Consider the following 17,042-nt stretch of genomic DNA (forward strand, 5'->3'; position numbering starts at 1 on the left):
AAACGTAAACACACTTTAAGACTAGCAATCGATCATTAGAAAAGCAAACCAAGAAAAAAACACCTTTTCCCGATAGGAAAAAGTGTTTCTGGACTCAACCTAAATCAACATTATGATAAACCTGCTGCACATCCTCCAGATCTTCCAGTGCATCGATCAGCTTCTCGAATTGCTCTTGGGATTCCGGATCAAGGTTGATATCGTTCTGCGCAAGCATGGTAAGCTCAGCTACCGTGAACTCTTCGATACCAGCTTGTTTAAGTGCTTCCTGCACAACATGGAATTGATCCGGTTCCGCATAAACGATGACTGCATCGCCTTCTTCGATGATGTCCCGTGCATCAACGTCAGCTTCCATCAGGATTTCCAATACTTCATCAGAGGATCTGCCTTCGATACCGATTACTGCAGTTGCATCGAACATGTAGGCAACAGATCCGCTGACACCCATGTTCCCGCCATTCTTACCGAATGCAGCACGAACCTCCGGCGCAGTACGGTTCACATTGTTCGTCAGTGCATCAACGATGATCATGGATCCGTTAGGACCGAAACCTTCATAGCGCATTTCATCGTAGTTCTCTTCGCCGCCGCCCTTTGCTTTTTCGATCGCACGCTCGATGATTGCCTTTGGTACGTTATATGTCTTTGCGCGCTCCAAGACGAACTTCAACGCCTGGTTGGCTTCCGGATCCGGCTCGCCTTGTTTGGCCACTACGTAGATTTCCCGACCGAACTTCGCATAGATCCGACTCGTGTTGGCATCCTTCGAAGCTTTCTTTTCTTTGATATTGTTCCATTTACGTCCCATTGCTGAACACTCTCTTTCAATCTATTTTAAAACCGTGTGTGAAATGATGATTGCTATTACCATTATAACGCAAAAAGTCCGGTACTAAAACTGGAGTACTTTAGGTCCTTTACAAAAAGCCGGGTCCTCATATGGATTCCGGCTTCTTTGTGAACTGTTCATATGCATCATTGAATGCTTGGAAGCTAGCTTGCCCAAGTTTTGTTTCATCCTGGTCAAATAGTCTGTCAAAAACAATATCATACACTTCTGCAGTGCTGCATTGCCTGGCATTGGAAACAAGTTCTAAATAAGATAAAAAGTATTCCACACTTAGTTTACCGCCTTTATTCAGGATCATAGGTCATCCTCCTCTCCAAAAGCATGACATCCCGCCACCTCCCGCAGAGCTTTCCGATTCGCTCACGGATTCCGACCTCCCGGAATCCGCAGCTCTTATGGAGTGCCAGGCTAGCTGCATTTTCAGGGAATATACTTGCTTGGACTGTCCATATGCCCTGCTGATCGCATATTTCCAGCAGTTTCTTCATAAGTTTCCTGCCCACCCCGCGACCTTGATAAGCTGGATGGATATAGATGCTGATGTCCGCTACCCCACGGTATACCTCTCTGCTCGAATATGGTGTCAGTGCTACCCATCCTGTGACGATACCATCTTGATCCGCCACCAATCTTCCAAATGGCAGTTTCGATTTATTCCACTCTTCCCAGCCAGGAGCCTTTGTTTCAAATGTAGCATTTCCGCCATCCATGCCATCCTGATAGATCTGTTTAACAGCCGGCCAATCCCGCTGTTCCAGTATCCGTATCAGCATGTGCAGCTTCCTTTCTCACTGCAGCTGGTTTGTACAGAAAGACGGTCGGTTGAACAGACACCAGTCTCCGGCAGTGAAAGCTTCACTTGCTCCGCTGCTTGCTTATCGCCTGCGATCATGGCGACAATGGAGCGTACTTGTTCATATCCGGTTGCCAGCAAAAATGTCGGTGCTCTTCCGTAACTTTTCACACCAGCGATATAAAAGTTCGGCTCTGGCTGCCGCAGTTCCTTTTCACCATGCGGTCTTACGGTCCCGCAACTGTGAACATTCGGGTCGATCAATGGTGCCAAGGCAGGCGTGCTTTCAATGGCAGGATCAATTTGGTATCGTATCTCCCTTAAAAAACTGAAATCAGGCCGAGCACCTGTATTGACGTATATTTCATCCACTTCTTCAACCGCTTCTCCAGACAGACTGGTTATCCGGAGGCGCTTATCCTGATTGGTGATCTCATCAGTACGGAAACCTGGCTTGATATTTATAACACCACTGTTAACCAAGCTCTCCGCGTGCATTCCCAATGCGCCTCTTGCAGCCAATTGATCTCTCTCTTTGCCTCCATATGCAGAAGCAGGGTTCCCACGCCGGATCAGCCAAGTAATAGCTGTATCAGGATGAATCTGCTTTACCTGGGCAAGCTCAGCCAATGTCTGCAAAGCGGAATGACCGCTGCCGATCACCGCTATATGCTTATTCTTTAAAGCATCCATATCTTCAGCAGCAGAGGGAATGTCTGTATGTACTTGAAGCTCTTTCTGCCATACACCGTCTGCTGAGGGGGGATTCGGGTTATGCCAAGTCCCGCTTGCATCGATGACAGCCTTCGCACGATATGCTGCTGTTTTACCGCCTGATTTAGCATAGACAAGGAACGGCAGCTTATCCCTCCCAGCAGTTTTCAGCTTATCGACTCCCTCTCGAGTGACAGCAATTACTTCTGCACCATAGACAACATATGGAGCGATTTCTGGTAAAGCAGCCAGCGGTTGTAGATAACTGGCAACCAGTTCGCCTCCAGTCGGAAGCTGCGTTATATCCGGCATTAGCCAACCATTCCCCTCAAGCAGCTCCTTAGCTGCTTGGTCAATGTTATATTCCCAAGGCGAGAATAAACGGACATGCTTCCATTCTTTAATAGTAGACCCTGCTGCTTCCCCCTTCTCCAAGATAAGAAATGGCACGCCATACTTTGCAAGATGTGCAGCTGCGGCAAGGCCCACCGGTCCGCTTCCGATAATAACGACAGGTAAATCATTTCCCATAAGATCTCCTCCTTATTATTTACAGCATGCTTGAGCCGCTGTTTCTTTTGGTCCCCTTAAGAGACAGCATAATTCTTCGGACAGAACATGATTCAAGTTTGAATGCTGCAAGCCATAGTAATTCCATGTCCCCCGCTTTTCCTTTGTGATCAGACCAGCATCCAGCAGGATTTTGATATGATAGGACAGCTTGGATTGAGCCATATTCAGCGCTTCAGTCAGATCACAAACACAAACAGATTCCTCTGGCGTTCGAGCCAGTAAATGTAACAGCTCGAGACGTTTACTATCAGCGAGAGCTTTAAACATACGCTCATAATCTTGCCATTCCTTCATCACAAGCACTCCTTAAATCAACTTTTTTTGATATATAGATTATAAATCAACTTTTTTTGATGTTCAAGTATATAATGATTGCCTTATATAACATTTCACTTATATACTAGCTTCGAGGGGAGGGATTGGATGTTGGGATTATCGACTGAAAAGATCACGGAGACTTTAAAGATCCTTCATGATCCAACTCGATTGCTTTTAATGAAACTGCTGACCGAAAAAGAGTATTGTGTATGCGAGCTGGTAGGTATGTTTGAAGTTAGCCAGCCGGCCATGAGCCAGCACTTGCGTAAGTATAAAAAAGCGGGTCTGGTATGTGAAAAAAAGCGCGGACAGTGGCGCTACTATTGCTTTAATGAGGCTTGTGAGCAACGCATTTTAGTGGAGCAGATCATCGGACAGTTGGACGAAAATGATGAACAGCTCATCAAACTGCGAAGCAAAGCAGAAGCAATCACTTGTTAAGTAGGGAGTTATTACACATGTTGACAACAGTCTTAGCCTGTACCATCTTTCTTGTAACACTTATTTTGATTATATGGCAGCCAAAGAACCTGAATATAGGATGGACTGCCTGTGGCGGAGCTATACTAGCCTTACTGGCAGGCGTGGTCGATTTTTCCGATGTATGGGAAGTGACCACCATCGTATGGAATGCTACCTTGGCTTTTGTGGCCATTATTTTAATTTCACTTATATTGGACAGCATCGGTTTCTTTGAATGGGCCGCTTTACATATGGCGGCAGCTGCCAAAGGACACGGCGTGAAAATGTTTGTTTACGTCTGCCTGTTAGGTGCTGTTGTATCCGCCTTCTTCGCCAATGATGGGGCAGCCTTGATCCTGACACCGATTGTATTGGCGATGGTTCGGGCACTCCGCTTTGATGAAACACTGGTGTTTCCGTTCATCATTGCGAGCGGGTTCATCGCCGATACAACCTCATTGCCGTTGATTGTTAGTAACTTGGTGAATATCGTTTCCGCCGATTTCTTCGGCATCACTTTCCTGGAATATGCATCTCGAATGGTTATTCCGAATTTAATTTCCCTGGGAGCAAGTATTCTTGTACTTTATTTATTCTTCCGTAAACGCATCCCTTCGACCTATGAAGTGAATTTTGTAAAACAGCCTTCTTCGGCTATTAAAGACCGAAAAATGTTTAAACTATCTTGGTATGTACTTGCTTTATTAGTGATCGGCTATATGGTTTGTGAGTTTTTCCATATACCTGTATCTTTCGTGGCTGGAGCGATCGCAATCTTCTTCCTGCTGATCGCACGCCACAGTCCAGCCGTCGAAACAAGAGCCGTCGTGAAAGGCGCACCATGGAATATCGTCTTCTTCTCCATCGGTATGTATGTCGTCGTCTATGGATTGCGTAATGCCGGTTTGACAGATATACTCGCCGATGCCATTCAATATGTTGCTGACCAAGGTATGTTCATCGGAACGATCGGCATGGGCTTTATCGCAGCCATTCTATCTTCCATGATGAATAATATGCCGACAGTCATGATCGATGCTATTGCCATATCCCATACTTCCACTTCAGGAGCGATACGGGAAGCCCTCATTTATGCAAATGTGGTCGGTTCTGATCTTGGTCCGAAAATCACTCCGATCGGATCATTAGCAACCTTATTGTGGCTCCACGTCCTTTCTCAAAAAGGTGTCAAAATACCGTGGGGCACCTATTTCAAGACTGGTATCATTCTAACGATACCCACGCTGTTTATAACACTGACTGGACTTTATATTTGGTTAATCATCATCCATTAAAGGAGAGATACAATGAAAATACGAATCATCGGTTCCGTTGCTGCCGGAACATCAGTTGCTGCCAAGGCACGCCGGAACAACGAAGAAGCTGATATCCGCATTTATGACAGAGATTATGATATATCTTACAGCGTCTGTGGCATTCCTTATTTCATAGGAGATGAGGTCGAGGATCTGGAGACACTGAATCCCCGCGATCCAGCTTGGTTCAAGAAACGTTACAACGTCGATATTCAAACCAGACATGAAGTCATAGACATAGATCATGATACAAAGACCTTAACCATAAAAAATCTGGATACTGGGGAAACACTGACAGATACGTATGATATCCTCGTCTTCGCAACTGGTGCCAGTCCATTGACACCAAATATCGAAGGCACTGAGCTGGGACATGTCTTCCACGTTCGAACCATCCAGAACGCCGGTGCAATCGATCAGTTCATCGAATCCCGCAAGCCGAAAACAGCTACAATCATCGGTGCCGGCTATATCGGATTGGAAATGGCCGAACAGCTCACCCATCTAGGGATTGAAGTAACCATACTCCAGCGCAGCAATCAAGTGATGAAGCATCTGGATAAAGATATAGCTGATCGTATCACGGACACGCTGAAGGCACATGGTGTAAATGTGCTGCTTGATCAGGAAGCTGTCCGCATTACCGAAACAGAGATCACCACTTCCAAGGACGATACGATTGCTTCTGATCTTGTCTTCCTAGCTGTAGGAGTCAAACCAAATACAGCTTTGGCCGAAAAAATCGGCGTTAAAATTGGAGAAACTGGAGCAATTGCAGTCAATGAAAAGATGCAGACCAATCTGCCGGATGTATACGCAGTCGGAGATGTGGCAGAGAGCTTCTCCGTCATTACAGGTAAGCCACTCTACCGCCCGCTCGGATCGACAGCGAATAAAATGGGACGCATTGCGGGTGATGTCATTACCGGAGGCGATTCTATTCACCGCGGTATCCTTGGCACCGGGATTGTCCGTGTATTCGAACTTGCTGTCGGACAGACCGGCTTGAACGAACGAGAGGCTCTTGCCCAAGGATATGACATAGAGACTCTGCACAACATCAAACCTGCCCGCGCTGCTTATCTTGGCGGCAAAGAAATCATCATAAAAGCGATTGCCGACCGAGCAACCGGCCGCTTACTGGGAGTCCAGGCAGTAGGCGAAGAAGGTGTGGACAAGCGCATCGACGTGTTTGTTACGGCAATGACCTTCGGAGCCAAAGCAGAAGACCTGTTCCACCTGGATCTTGCCTATGCACCACCATTCAGCACGACAAAAGATCCCGTCATGTACACCGGCATGGCGCTTGATAATGCCATCAAGAAACAGAATAAACTGCTTACACCAAAAGAACTGCAGCACCGGATAGAAAAAGGAGAGTCCTTCCAGATCATTGATACACGGGCTAAAACCCAATATGATAAGTCACACGTTCCAGAAGCTGTGAACATCCCTCTGGCAGAGATAAGGAACAAAGCAAAAGAACTCGACCCGAAAAAGCCGATCCTCTGCTATTGCAATAGTGGTGTTTCGGGTAATGCTGCACAGAATATTCTTCGCCATATGGGGTTTGAGGAAGTATATAATCTTTCCGGCGGAAATAAAAATTATCAAGAGTACCGAAAGTAAGAAGATGCCATTTACGGCATCTTTTTTGTGCAGAATATTTTTTCGATGGAGTAATTGGTATCTACACATAGAGGTCACATGCATATGCTATAATCGACCAAAATTCAAAAGGAGGTAATGAATGATATTCCTCACCCTCTTCGCCATACTCGCTGTAGTCATCATAATTGCCCTCTTGGTTAGTCGGAAACAAAAAAGTACCACTACTATTGAACATCTTACAAAATCAACTGAACAAGCTAAAACTGATGTACAGAATTATATAAATACGAATAGAAATAATAATGGCTCTTAAACTGAGCGCTATAACCAGGAAGGGCTGAGTTTCATACTCAGCCCTTTTCTAATTAATTATCAATTTTACTAATACTTCACGAAATAAAATTTGACTCTTTTTATAATGAAGGAGTAGGTCTTACAATTAATTCACTTACATCGACCTCTTCTGGCTGCGAGATTGCATAAAGAATTGCATGTGCAATAGCAGAAGCAGGAATCGCTTGTCTTCGGTACTCGATCATAGCCTCTCTTGCCTGTTTATCGGTAATATGATCAGCTAATTCCGATTCCGTTACACCCGGTGCAATAACAGTAGTTCGGATATTATTCGTTGCTTCCAGTCGTAAGCCTTCCGTGATGGCACGGACAGCATATTTGGTTGCACAATAAACTGCTGCAGTCGGAGTAACTTCATAGGCGCCTATTGAAGCTATATTGACGATATGACCGCTATTCTGCTCTTTCATTATCGGCAACACTGCTCCAATACCATGCAGGACACCACGGATATTTACATCAATCATTCGATTCCATTCAGCGATTTTCAGAGAATCCAATGTAGATAATGGCATTACACCGGCATTATTTACGATGACATCGATCTTTCCATATGCTTCTATTACTTCTTGTACTGTATGCTCCATTTGATCAAAGTCAGTTACATCCAATTGCTTATAATTTGCATCATATCCTTTTTGGTGAAGAGTGGATACGAGTGTTTCTAACTTATCTGTTCTCCGCGCTGCTGCTATCACTGTAGCACCATTCTCAGCTAATAAATCAACAGTTGCTGCTCCGATACCGCTGCTTCCACCAGTGACAAGAACAACTTTATTCTTTATACTCATCCTTGTATCATCCTCTTTTTATTAATTTTCGTTAGGGAATCTTTAGCTATTTTCACGATGCAGGACCATGCCTGCGTGATATAGAATTCCGTTTTGGAAATCTCCATCAGCTGTGAATCCTGTATCATCTTGATATTCAATGTGGTCACCTGTTATTTGATAATTACCTGTATAAGCGCATTCGACATCACCACGAGCTTCAATATAGCGTCCTTCGGGCAACAGCTCATGCCTGATATACCTATCTTTAGTAACCCATAGCCCAGCGTAAGTATGATTGTTCTTTTTCATATCATCAGCTCCTTTTCTGTTCTACTGTTAGTATCCGGGAAAGTTAACATGGAGTGGTAGCCGGCATTTCTTTAATTCTTGCCCTATTCTCCAAGCCGAAAAACTTTATAAAAGGAGTGATTATCCATGTCGCAAAAAGAGCATTTGCAATCGAAAGAAGAGGAACTTACAGATCTAGTCTCAACATTTGCTACCAAGGAGGGGACGAATCTAACACCGATCTCTGGTTTGGAATTCATTCGATCTGCCAAGCCGCTGGAGCCTGTACATATTATGCATGAACCTGCATTGTGCATTGTTCTTCAAGGAAGAAAAGTGATCTCGGTTATTGGAAAAGACTTCTTTTATAAGAAAGGGGATTATTTAATCGTAGCAGTCGATCTGCCTGTTATCGGGGAAATTCTAGAAGCAAGTGAGATGGAACCTTATTTATGTCTAAGATTGAATTTTAACATGATGCAGATTGCAGAGGTTTCAAAAGAGTATAAGCAACACAGCACTAATAAAGATGTTTCCGAGCGAGGAATATTTGTAGATAAGACAGATGAGGTTATTCTGGATGCGATTATCAGACTCGTAACACTGCTGCATACCCCTGAAGATACAGAAATACTTGCACCTCTAATCATTAAGGAAATTCTATATCGCATTATGCAGGGAAAGCATGGTGACACAGTAAAAAGCCTCGTTGCCAAGGGGAGTAAATTATCTGAAGTGGCCGCTGCCCTTGATCATTTAAAAAATAACTTTTCTCATGAAATAAAGATAGATGAACTAGCTAAAACAGTAAAACTTAGTCCATCAGCTTTATATCATCATTTTAAACAAGTTACAACCATGACTCCGATTCAATACCAGAGAGCACTACGCCTTCATGAAGCAAGGCGTTTGATTATCGGGAAAGATATGGGGGTTGCTGACGCTGCCTTTCAAGTTGGCTATGAAAGTCCTTCTTATTTTAACAGAGAGTACAAGAAGATGTTCGGCAAGCCTCCAGGGATAGATCGTAAAGAGAATATGAATTTATATAATGTATAGTACATATCAAAAAAGAAAGCCAAGTTTAACACTCTTCCCCTTTGATTGATATTAGAGAAAACCCTCTAATACTTTTCTCTAAGCTTTCCCCACTTGTTAAGGAGGGGCATTTTTTACAACTCTAATTTTAATACTATTAAACACCAAAAAACTCCAGTTAATAAAGGAGTATAAAGCCTAGAGATTCGCACTCTAGGCTTTTTTGATTTGATGCGATTTATTTTACTTCTACGTACTTTGTTGAAACTTTGATATACTAGCCCGACTTAAATTGATACATATTAGAGACATTTACAGTCAATTCATTACTGTTTCCAGAGGCCTGAAAGACTCCCTACTAAGTTACCAGACTGATTAGGGCGGCATCTGTTGCTAATTGAGACTGTCTTTTATCGGTCACTTTCGTATGAAGGGTATTCAAGAGCGTTTAAGACATAAGGTGTATGCACATTACGAATAAGATGGAGACAGGGACAGGCATTGCATTTTGGAAGGTTCGAGCATGTAAAAAACTAGTTTGGGCGGTCAGTTGGACGGTCGCCCACTTATAAAGCTATTTCAAAACTAAAAGAAAGCACAAAAAAGCCTAGAAACACTGGATTTCTAGGCTTTTCCTTCTAAGCTTCCTAGCGGACTTGAACCGCTGACCCCCACCTTACCATGGTTCATACCCTGTACGGCAGCATTAGGGAGGATTCGGAGAGAACCAGATTTTGTTCCACATGGTGATTTTGTAGAATGGGAAATCTTCAAAGGAACCTGGTTACAGGTAGCCAAAGGCACTCCATCCATTGGTAGCGGACCTTTTAGGATAGGTGTGCCAAATATAGAAGATGAAAGGAGAAGAATTATAGACGTACTACATATAGAAATTGAACCAGTTAATACACGTGAAGGAGTTCCTGCAGCTTGGTGTACTTTTAGTGATCCTGAAGGAAATAGAGTAGGGTTGTATCAAGATTTCATAACACAAATAAACAGCACTAGATGATTCCTAGTACTGTTGCTAATCTGAGTAGGACAATCGCTCACCACAATTTTCACTTTTGTACTACTAGTTTAATATTATTTTTCTGTGGAGTTAAAGTGTGCGCAACAATAGTTCTCACTTTTCATCCCAGTAATACATAATTGCAATAGATCCTATACCTGCATGTGTACTAATTGCAGGTGTAGTTGTCTCTATAGTGATTCCTTTTAGTCTAGCTCCTAGATTCTCTTTTATAACACTTTTCAGTTTCCCCGATAATTCTGGATTACCAGCATGAACAATTGCTGCACCTTTAATTTCTTTGTCTTTCGTATCTTTTAGAATATGTGTAAGGAGCTCTTTAATAATCTGAGATTGATTTCTCACTTTTGCCACAGGCTGAAGGACCCCGTTCTCTAGAGAAGCAATCGGTTTAATCTTCAATATAGAGCCCAAAAAAGCTCCAGCTTTACCAATCCTTCCTCCTTTCACTAAATTTTCAAGTGAATCTATCGCAATCAATAATCGTGTTTTCGCTTGTATATTGCTCAATTTATCAACAATTTCGATTGCGCCTTTTCCTTCATCAGCCATTATTGCTGCTTCGATTACTTGGAATGATAGTGCTTTAGAAATAAACATAGAATCTATCACAGTTACTTTTACATCGGTCATACTTGCTGCTACCTTAGCCGCTTGGACTGTACCGCTCATCTCACCAGACATGTGTACAGAGACAATCTCACTACCATCATTTCCTAATCGATGATACATTTCCAGAAACTCACCTACAGAGGGCTGCGAGGTTCCTGGGAGATCTTTCGCCTTACTCATTCGTTCGAGGAATTCATGCGGTTCCATTTCTATTTTGTCTAAAAATGATTCTCCATCTATAATAATAGATAGTGGCACCATTCCCACACCGTGTTTTTTCAATGTTTCCAGATCTAAATCAACTGTAGAATCCGTTACAATCTTGACCTTCCTCATACAATCACGTCCTTAGCCATATTTATGATTGATTTCATATTGCCATTCCAGTTAATATTTAACGTTTATTTACGTTAAAACCTTGAATGAGAATTTGAAACCCATCACTCCGAAACCGCTATCTTAATAATTTTTCCTACTTGCTATTTTTAAACAAACAAGAGAAACCAGAAACGTACAAACGGGCAAAAACGATTTCTAACGTAGCATGAGAGTTCGTTTAGATATTTAGAAAAAAAGAGCCGGTGATGAACTGGCTCTTTCCGTTACGTATCAGTATTTAATCGTTTTGTTTTTGATCTTCCTTCTCTTTTTGTTTCAGAAGCTTGTGTCCTTCAATATCTACATTTGGGATGATCCTATCTAACCATTTAGGCAAATACCACGTAGCGTGCCCCATAACTTTCATCAAAGATGGAATAATGGTCATACGTACAATAAAGGCATCAAATAAAACACCGAATGTTAGAGCCAGACCAATTGATTTTATCATTGGATCCCCAGCAAAGATAAACCCAGCAAATACAAATATCATGATTAATCCTGCTGCTGTTACGACTGGACCACTGTATTTCAAACCCGCCAATATTGATCTCTCTGGATCCCTTGTGTGAAGATATTCTTCATGCATACGACTAACTAAGAATACTTGGTAGTCCATTGCTAATCCAAACAGAATACCAATTACTAAAATGGGCAAGAATGCAAGAATTGGTCCCGGCTCCGGTATACCGAATAATTGGCTCAGGTTGCCTTTTTGAAGGACAAATACTGAGAAGCCAAGCGTAGCAGTCATTGTGAGTAGAAATCCTGCCACTGCAGTAAGTGGTACCAATAATGAACGAAACACGACTAACAATAATATAAACGCGAATCCGATTATAATCGTGGCGAAAACAGGAATAGCTTCATTCAACTTTTCTGCAATGTCTATATTGATAGCTGTTAAACCTGTGATACTTAAATTAAGATGCTCTCCATTTGAATTCACAACTGATATGTCACGTAAATCATGAACTAGGTTCGCAGTTTTTTCGTCATTTGGACCAGTTTCCGGTATGACATTTATAATCGCATATCTACCTGTCTCATTCGGTATTGCAGGTGTGGCACTTTGAACATTATCTAATTTAGTAATTTCTTCCATAATTTCTTGGAATTCTTCTTTTTGATCCCCACTTGTATCAGATGCATCTACCAGGGCAACTAAAGGTCCATTAAAACCTTCCCCAAAACCTTCTGCTAGCAAGTCATAAGCTTGACGTGCAGGTTTTTCCTCTGCTTGCATACCATCATCAGGCAGACCTAAACGCAGATCCAGTGCCGGAATACTAATTACCAAAAGCAATAAAATTCCCAGCACGCCAATTGTTAAAGGATGTTTTGTAATTAAACGTCCCCAGCTATTGGATGATTCGTCATTTCCACGTCTAATAAATCTACCTAGCAGTCGGTTTCTTTTATATGTTGGATCAATTCGCTTGCCTAAGACTGCAAGGACTGCTGGTACTGCTGTCATAGAAATTAATACAGCAAAAAGTACACTAATAGCAGCAGTCATTCCCATTACCGCAAGAAATGGAATACCTACTACACTTAATCCACACAAAGCTACAATAACAGTCAACCCAGCAAACACTACTGCTCCTCCTGCAGTTCCACTGGCTCTTGCAATTGATTCGTTTATATCAATTCCATCCCTAACCTGCTGACGATGTTTAGAGAAAATAAACAGAGCATAATCTATACCAACAGCTAGTCCAATCATGACTGTTAAGGATAGACTAAAAGAAGAGATATCAAAGATCTTTGTACCAATGAAGGTGAGGCCTATGCTAGTAAGCAATCCCATTAAGGCTGTTAGAATTGGCAATCCTGCCATGAGGAAAGAAGCAAACGTCACAGATAAGACAATAAATGCCAATGCTATACCGATTACTTCAGAAATCCCTCCGACTTCCAACTCAAACGGCAAAATATCACCAGTATACTCAACTCGCATACCCTCATCTTGTGCAATTTTTATACTGTTCTGGATATGTTCAAGTGAGTTTTCTGGAAGATCCTCTCCTGCTTCTTTGTAGGTGACATCTGCATAGGCAACAGTACCATCCTCATTAATTGTTTGTACTTCATAAGGATTAGCTATGGAGTCGACTTCTTTATCTTTCATGATTGAGTTTAAAACATCTCCAATAGTCTTCTGTGCAGATTCTGACATTAGATTTTCGTCTTCTTTAGCTTCGAATATCACTCTAGCCGATCCTGCATCTGGTGCGCTAGGAAACTCCTCCTCTATCACCTTCATCGCTTTTTCCGATGGAGTGCCGGGTATACTCATATCATCTGAAAAAGTTGGTTTAAGCAAAAGTGCCGCTGTGAAAATGACTGCTATTAAAATACACCAGCCATAAAGCACCTTTTTCTTATTACGCACACACCAGCTTCCAATTCTATATAACAACGTTGACATATAATTCTCCTTTCAAAACTTTTACCTATTAAATTTAACAAGTGATGAAAAAAGAAAAAACGTACTTTTGGGCAGCACGTCTTTTAAAAAATTATTTATTTTGATCTTTAAGAGTGATTAAACCTGCATGCATTGCTACTGCCACTGCTTCAGCTCTGGAATCTACCGCCAACTTATTAAAAATAGTTGTTAACCTAGATTTTATCGTTCTTTCAGATACACCTAAGTCAGCAGCAATATCTTTACTTTTCCTTCCATTCGCAACTGCTTGCAATGTAATAATTTCTAAGTGGGATAAATGAACTTTTGCTTGTTCTTGCTTTTTGAAATTACGAATTCTGTCCATCATATCTGAATTAATTAGTGTTTCTCCCATTAGCGCTGCTCGGAGCGAGTGAAACAAAGATTCGAGGCTAGTATCCTTCAACAAGTAACCTTTCACTCCTAAATCGAAGCCTTCTGCCATTAATTGGTCCTCATTGTAAGTAGTCAATATGATTATAGGAAGGTTTGGATGGCTGATGGATAGCTTCTTGATGGCATCTAACCCACTCATCACCGGCATATATAAATCCATTAAGACTACATCCGGTTTCAACTCTTCAACCAGTTTAATGGCCTCCATTCCATTCTCTGCCTCTCCAATGGTCTCATAATCATCATTTGTCTCAATTAACAACTTAAGTCCTTCTCTAACAACAAGATGGTCATCTACTATTAATATTTTATGAGGCATTTAATAATCTCCTTTTAACGGTATGATAATCCTAATTTTTGTACCTTTTAGTTCTTTGCTTAAGATACTCACCTTTCCACCGAGAATCCTTGTCCGTTCTTTAATTCCAACCAACCCATAATGTCCTGGTTTACGAAGAGCAGATTCTAACTTGAAGCCAACTCCGTCATCAATTATTTCGAGGGACATAGTCTTATTGCTTTCTTTTTTGAGAATGACATGTACTTCACTAGCTTTCGCATATCTAGCTATATTGAGAAGGCACTCACTGACTATTCTAGAACAATGCTCAACTAATTTCGGGTAAACTGGTTCGCTAATTGTATAATCAAAGTTCACAGGGATTCCAGTTGCCATTGTAAATTGTTTAATTTGGGATTCTATATGGTGTTCTAAATCGGTATTGTCTGTGTACATCCTCAGATTATCTATTACTAAACGAGAATCAGCTAGAACAGTAGTAGCTTGTTCCATTGCTAACCTCGTAATTTCACGGGCCCTCTCATAGTTCCCTTTAGCAAGATGGGCATTGATTGCTTCAGCTTGCATTTTAAATGCCGATAAGCCTTGTGCCAGCGTATCATGCAAATCCCGTGCCATCCTTTGCCGCTCATTATGAATGGTTAGTTGTTCAACTTTAGTATGAGCAGCTTCTAATTCTGCAAGAAAATTCTCGGTTTTATTCTTAGCATCCACCAACTTAAAGAAGTTTGCAGCATATCCAACAATAATTAGTACCACAGGTAGAGAGACCCCTAAAAATAGAAGTAGAATATCGCTGGGGACATTAATTAATGTGGCTAGGAAAAACAGGCCGAGAAGCAGAGAAAAAAATATCCATCTCTTTTGCCCGACCATTCCTATTACTTGTCCTAACAATAATGGAAATAATAAAACGATGGATACATATTGGTCATACATAAAGAAAGTGCAACCATACACAATCATTCCTTGCACTACAAAATACATCCATGCTCGTTTTGGTAAGAATATATGAGAACGTGAATATATCACAGAAAACAGAAAAACTAAAATGGTGAAGAATATATAATGTAGGATGGAAACATTAGAATTGATTTGCAATAAGACAGAAACCAAATAGGACACAAAAATCCATATAAGACCAGGCATACGAGCAGCAATCATGTTGGTGTTTTCTCTTTTTGTAGCTTCTGGAAAATTCGGGCTATTTTGCATAACTATCTCCTATCTGCAAGACATTTTACTACTAGTATGCATTATTAATAATATTTTTTCTTGCCCTTTCGGGCAGAGCAGCAATACATTTCTATCAGTTTTACTTTGCAATAATCTCGCTACTTCTATGGATAGTCGTATTATTTGTGTATAAGCCCTATATCATACCTAAGGCTGTTGCTAGTCGAAACAGAGCTTGTTTTTTCTTTTGATAATACTTAGCCTTTGTAATACCCAGTTCCATAAATATGTTTAAATCATTTATCTCTGTTGAATTAAGATACTTCATCCCTATGGTTTGCCGCTCAATAAAGTCCAAGGATCCATCCAACGCCCGGTCCATCTGTCGTACCTTTATCTCATTCAATCGATCAGCATGTCTTAAAGTGGGAAATAATCCGACCACACCTTCTTTCTCTTGCTCTTTCCTATTTTCTATCTGTACCTTCAAGGCCCGGTACTCTTTAAGCTCTTTTATAACTATCTGCTGTACCTCTTTTGTTTGCTGGTAGAACTACATATTTCTTAATCATTATGATTTTTAAATTTATCCCTTAACTTCTCAGAAACTTTGTATCTTATCATTTTTTCATCTACAATTCGTTCTACATAACCTTTATTGGTTAAATCCATTAATATTCTTCGAGCTCTGGACAATTTTATATCATAATGGTTTTTCAAAATGTTATAAAATCTTCTAAATAAAAAGGTTTCGTCTTTATTATTCAAATTAGAATCATATAGAATTCTTAATACATCATTTCTAGTTATAGGTATAAAATCAGTTTCTGTTGAATCATTGTCTGTTTCTATGTTGTTAATGCTATTAATCTTATTGAACTCATCCATTATTTCCTTAGGAATAGTAACGTTACCAGCCTTTTCACTCTTTAAAAGATTTTCTATTACTGAAAATTTATGATCATACAACATTACTTCTTGTAGTTTTTATTTTTAAACAAAATACGAACATATATTCCCGTTTTGTTATTACTAGGGGGCAATTATGGTTTATTACTTTTCACACCTTCAAGAAGAAGTTCAGAAGATATACGAATCGCTAGGCTTTCGAGAACCTGCAGATATAAATATGGTGGAGATCGCTCGGTATTTTGATATTTGGATACAAAGAAGATGGAAAAGGATACAGGCAACGCATTTTTAGACGTCCGCGCACACAAATCTTGAGTTTGGTCGTTGCTTGTTCTAAATCAACACATTCATTATAAAGAAACACATGAAAAAACCCCGGAAACGCTGAGTTTCCGGGGTTTTTCTTCTAAGCTTCCTAGCGGACTTGAACCGCTGACCCCCACCTTACCATGGTGGTGCTCTACCGACTGAGCTAAGGAAGCAATGGCTCCACAGGCAGGATTCGAACCTGCGACCGATCGGTTAACAGCCGATAGCTCTACCACTGAGCTACTGTGGATCAATATCAATTATGTATACAAAAAAGAACTGCCTGGCAGTGTCCTACTCTCACAGGGGCGAACCCAACTACCATCGGCGCTGAAGAGCTTAACTGCTGTGTTCGGCATGGGAACAGGTGTGACCTCTTC

General features: G+C 41.2%; 16 protein-coding genes, 2 tRNA genes, 1 rRNA gene and 1 pseudogene. 4 read left to right on the forward strand and 16 right to left on the reverse strand.

Annotated features, from left to right (window positions below):
- Positions 1–94 precede the first annotated feature (94 nt).
- From AB1K91_RS18580 to AB1K91_RS18600, 5 genes are all read right to left on the reverse strand, one after another.
- Positions 95–811, reverse strand: a complete 717-nt coding sequence (locus AB1K91_RS18580; RefSeq protein WP_413092019.1) for a YebC/PmpR family DNA-binding transcriptional regulator — start codon at positions 809–811, stop codon at positions 95–97.
- 127 nt (positions 812–938) lie between these two features.
- Positions 939–1,151 (reverse strand): hypothetical protein, encoded by a 213-nt coding sequence (locus tag AB1K91_RS18585; RefSeq protein ID WP_093727869.1) that lies wholly within the window; start codon positions 1,149–1,151, stop codon positions 939–941.
- Complete coding sequence (locus AB1K91_RS18590; RefSeq protein ID WP_413092021.1) at positions 1,138–1,626, reverse strand: GNAT family N-acetyltransferase; 489 nt, start codon at positions 1,624–1,626, stop codon at positions 1,138–1,140. Before AB1K91_RS18590 ends, AB1K91_RS18585 begins: the two co-directional genes overlap by 14 nt.
- The gene (locus tag AB1K91_RS18595; protein WP_413092022.1) at positions 1,620–2,891 is read right to left on the reverse strand and encodes an NAD(P)-binding domain-containing protein; all 1,272 of its coding nucleotides are present in this window, start codon (positions 2,889–2,891) and stop codon (positions 1,620–1,622) included. Before AB1K91_RS18595 ends, AB1K91_RS18590 begins: the two co-directional genes overlap by 7 nt.
- A gap of 15 nt (positions 2,892–2,906) precedes the next feature.
- On the reverse strand, positions 2,907–3,227 hold the full coding sequence (locus tag AB1K91_RS18600) for an ArsR/SmtB family transcription factor (protein ID WP_413092024.1): 321 nt from the start codon (positions 3,225–3,227) through the stop codon (positions 2,907–2,909).
- 129 nt (positions 3,228–3,356) lie between these two features.
- Here AB1K91_RS18600 and AB1K91_RS18605 point away from each other — a divergent pair, with 129 nt between their 5' ends.
- The 3 genes from AB1K91_RS18605 to AB1K91_RS18615 are packed head-to-tail and all read left to right on the forward strand — an operon-like array spanning position 3,357 to position 6,658.
- Positions 3,357–3,692, forward strand: a complete 336-nt coding sequence (locus tag AB1K91_RS18605) for an ArsR/SmtB family transcription factor (protein ID WP_413092026.1) — start codon at positions 3,357–3,359, stop codon at positions 3,690–3,692.
- 17 nt (positions 3,693–3,709) lie between these two features.
- Complete coding sequence (locus tag AB1K91_RS18610; RefSeq protein ID WP_413092028.1) at positions 3,710–5,008, forward strand: arsenic transporter; 1,299 nt, start codon at positions 3,710–3,712, stop codon at positions 5,006–5,008.
- A gap of 12 nt (positions 5,009–5,020) precedes the next feature.
- Positions 5,021–6,658, forward strand: coding sequence for an FAD-dependent oxidoreductase (locus AB1K91_RS18615; protein WP_413092030.1), 1,638 nt, complete (start codon positions 5,021–5,023; stop codon positions 6,656–6,658).
- A gap of 395 nt (positions 6,659–7,053) precedes the next feature.
- On the opposite strand, the gene AB1K91_RS18620 is transcribed toward AB1K91_RS18615, so the two are convergent.
- A complete protein-coding gene (locus AB1K91_RS18620) occupies positions 7,054–7,785 on the reverse strand; it encodes an SDR family oxidoreductase (protein ID WP_413092033.1) in 732 nt (243 codons plus the stop codon).
- Between the two features lie 42 nt (positions 7,786–7,827).
- On the reverse strand, positions 7,828–8,076 hold the full coding sequence (locus AB1K91_RS18625) for an Atu4866 domain-containing protein (RefSeq protein WP_413092035.1): 249 nt from the start codon (positions 8,074–8,076) through the stop codon (positions 7,828–7,830).
- 126 nt (positions 8,077–8,202) lie between these two features.
- Here AB1K91_RS18625 and AB1K91_RS18630 point away from each other — a divergent pair, with 126 nt between their 5' ends.
- Complete coding sequence (locus tag AB1K91_RS18630; RefSeq protein ID WP_413092037.1) at positions 8,203–9,114, forward strand: AraC family transcriptional regulator; 912 nt, start codon at positions 8,203–8,205, stop codon at positions 9,112–9,114.
- Positions 9,115–10,219: 1,105 nt separating this feature from the next.
- Here AB1K91_RS18630 and AB1K91_RS18635 read toward each other — a convergent pair.
- From AB1K91_RS18635 to rrf, 9 genes and pseudogenes are all read right to left on the reverse strand, one after another.
- Complete coding sequence (locus tag AB1K91_RS18635; RefSeq protein ID WP_413092039.1) at positions 10,220–11,074, reverse strand: DegV family protein; 855 nt, start codon at positions 11,072–11,074, stop codon at positions 10,220–10,222.
- Positions 11,075–11,354: 280 nt separating this feature from the next.
- On the reverse strand, positions 11,355–13,547 hold the full coding sequence (locus AB1K91_RS18640; RefSeq protein ID WP_413092041.1) for an MMPL family transporter: 2,193 nt from the start codon (positions 13,545–13,547) through the stop codon (positions 11,355–11,357).
- A 91-nt stretch (positions 13,548–13,638) separates the two neighbouring features.
- Positions 13,639–14,283 carry a response regulator gene (locus AB1K91_RS18645; RefSeq protein WP_413092043.1) on the reverse strand — a complete coding sequence of 215 codons (645 nt, stop codon included), beginning with the start codon at positions 14,281–14,283 and terminating at the stop codon, positions 13,639–13,641.
- Complete coding sequence (locus AB1K91_RS18650) at positions 14,284–15,480, reverse strand: histidine kinase (protein WP_413092045.1); 1,197 nt, start codon at positions 15,478–15,480, stop codon at positions 14,284–14,286.
- 157 nt (positions 15,481–15,637) lie between these two features.
- A pseudogene (locus AB1K91_RS18655) lies at positions 15,638–15,979 on the reverse strand (ArpU family phage packaging/lysis transcriptional regulator); the annotation flags it as partial.
- Positions 15,980–16,005: 26 nt separating this feature from the next.
- Positions 16,006–16,413: a hypothetical protein gene (locus AB1K91_RS18660; RefSeq protein ID WP_413092046.1), complete on the reverse strand. Its 408-nt coding sequence runs from the start codon at positions 16,411–16,413 to the stop codon at positions 16,006–16,008.
- Positions 16,414–16,762: 349 nt separating this feature from the next.
- A tRNA-Thr gene (locus AB1K91_RS18665) sits at positions 16,763–16,835 on the reverse strand.
- A 2-nt stretch (positions 16,836–16,837) separates the two neighbouring features.
- Positions 16,838–16,912: transfer RNA gene (locus AB1K91_RS18670), tRNA-Asn, on the reverse strand.
- 31 nt (positions 16,913–16,943) lie between these two features.
- A 5S ribosomal RNA gene (rrf, locus tag AB1K91_RS18675) occupies positions 16,944–17,042 on the reverse strand; the annotation flags it as partial.

It is taken from the genome of Terribacillus jepli, from assembly GCF_047228925.1.
Lineage (GTDB): Bacteria > Bacillota > Bacilli > Bacillales > Amphibacillaceae > Terribacillus.

What these genes read in the sequence shown, in the direction of transcription:
- AB1K91_RS18580 (WP_413092019.1), bottom strand. Translation starts at nt 811, where the DNA reads ATGGGACGTAAATGGAACAATATCAAAGAAAAGAAAGCTTCGAAGGAT.
- AB1K91_RS18585 (WP_093727869.1), bottom strand. Translation starts at nt 1,151, where the DNA reads ATGATCCTGAATAAAGGCGGTAAACTAAGTGTGGAATACTTTTTATCT.
- AB1K91_RS18590 (WP_413092021.1), bottom strand. Translation starts at nt 1,626, where the DNA reads ATGCTGATACGGATACTGGAACAGCGGGATTGGCCGGCTGTTAAACAG.
- AB1K91_RS18595 (WP_413092022.1), bottom strand. Translation starts at nt 2,891, where the DNA reads ATGGGAAATGATTTACCTGTCGTTATTATCGGAAGCGGACCGGTGGGC.
- AB1K91_RS18600 (WP_413092024.1), bottom strand. Translation starts at nt 3,227, where the DNA reads ATGAAGGAATGGCAAGATTATGAGCGTATGTTTAAAGCTCTCGCTGAT.
- AB1K91_RS18605 (WP_413092026.1), top strand. Translation starts at nt 3,357, where the DNA reads ATGTTGGGATTATCGACTGAAAAGATCACGGAGACTTTAAAGATCCTT.
- AB1K91_RS18610 (WP_413092028.1), top strand. Translation starts at nt 3,710, where the DNA reads ATGTTGACAACAGTCTTAGCCTGTACCATCTTTCTTGTAACACTTATT.
- AB1K91_RS18615 (WP_413092030.1), top strand. Translation starts at nt 5,021, where the DNA reads ATGAAAATACGAATCATCGGTTCCGTTGCTGCCGGAACATCAGTTGCT.
- AB1K91_RS18620 (WP_413092033.1), bottom strand. Translation starts at nt 7,785, where the DNA reads ATGAGTATAAAGAATAAAGTTGTTCTTGTCACTGGTGGAAGCAGCGGT.
- AB1K91_RS18625 (WP_413092035.1), bottom strand. Translation starts at nt 8,076, where the DNA reads ATGAAAAAGAACAATCATACTTACGCTGGGCTATGGGTTACTAAAGAT.
- AB1K91_RS18630 (WP_413092037.1), top strand. Translation starts at nt 8,203, where the DNA reads ATGTCGCAAAAAGAGCATTTGCAATCGAAAGAAGAGGAACTTACAGAT.
- AB1K91_RS18635 (WP_413092039.1), bottom strand. Translation starts at nt 11,074, where the DNA reads ATGAGGAAGGTCAAGATTGTAACGGATTCTACAGTTGATTTAGATCTG.
- AB1K91_RS18640 (WP_413092041.1), bottom strand. Translation starts at nt 13,547, where the DNA reads ATGTCAACGTTGTTATATAGAATTGGAAGCTGGTGTGTGCGTAATAAG.
- AB1K91_RS18645 (WP_413092043.1), bottom strand. Translation starts at nt 14,283, where the DNA reads ATGCCTCATAAAATATTAATAGTAGATGACCATCTTGTTGTTAGAGAA.
- AB1K91_RS18650 (WP_413092045.1), bottom strand. Translation starts at nt 15,480, where the DNA reads ATGCAAAATAGCCCGAATTTTCCAGAAGCTACAAAAAGAGAAAACACC.
- AB1K91_RS18660 (WP_413092046.1), bottom strand. Translation starts at nt 16,413, where the DNA reads ATGTTGTATGATCATAAATTTTCAGTAATAGAAAATCTTTTAAAGAGT.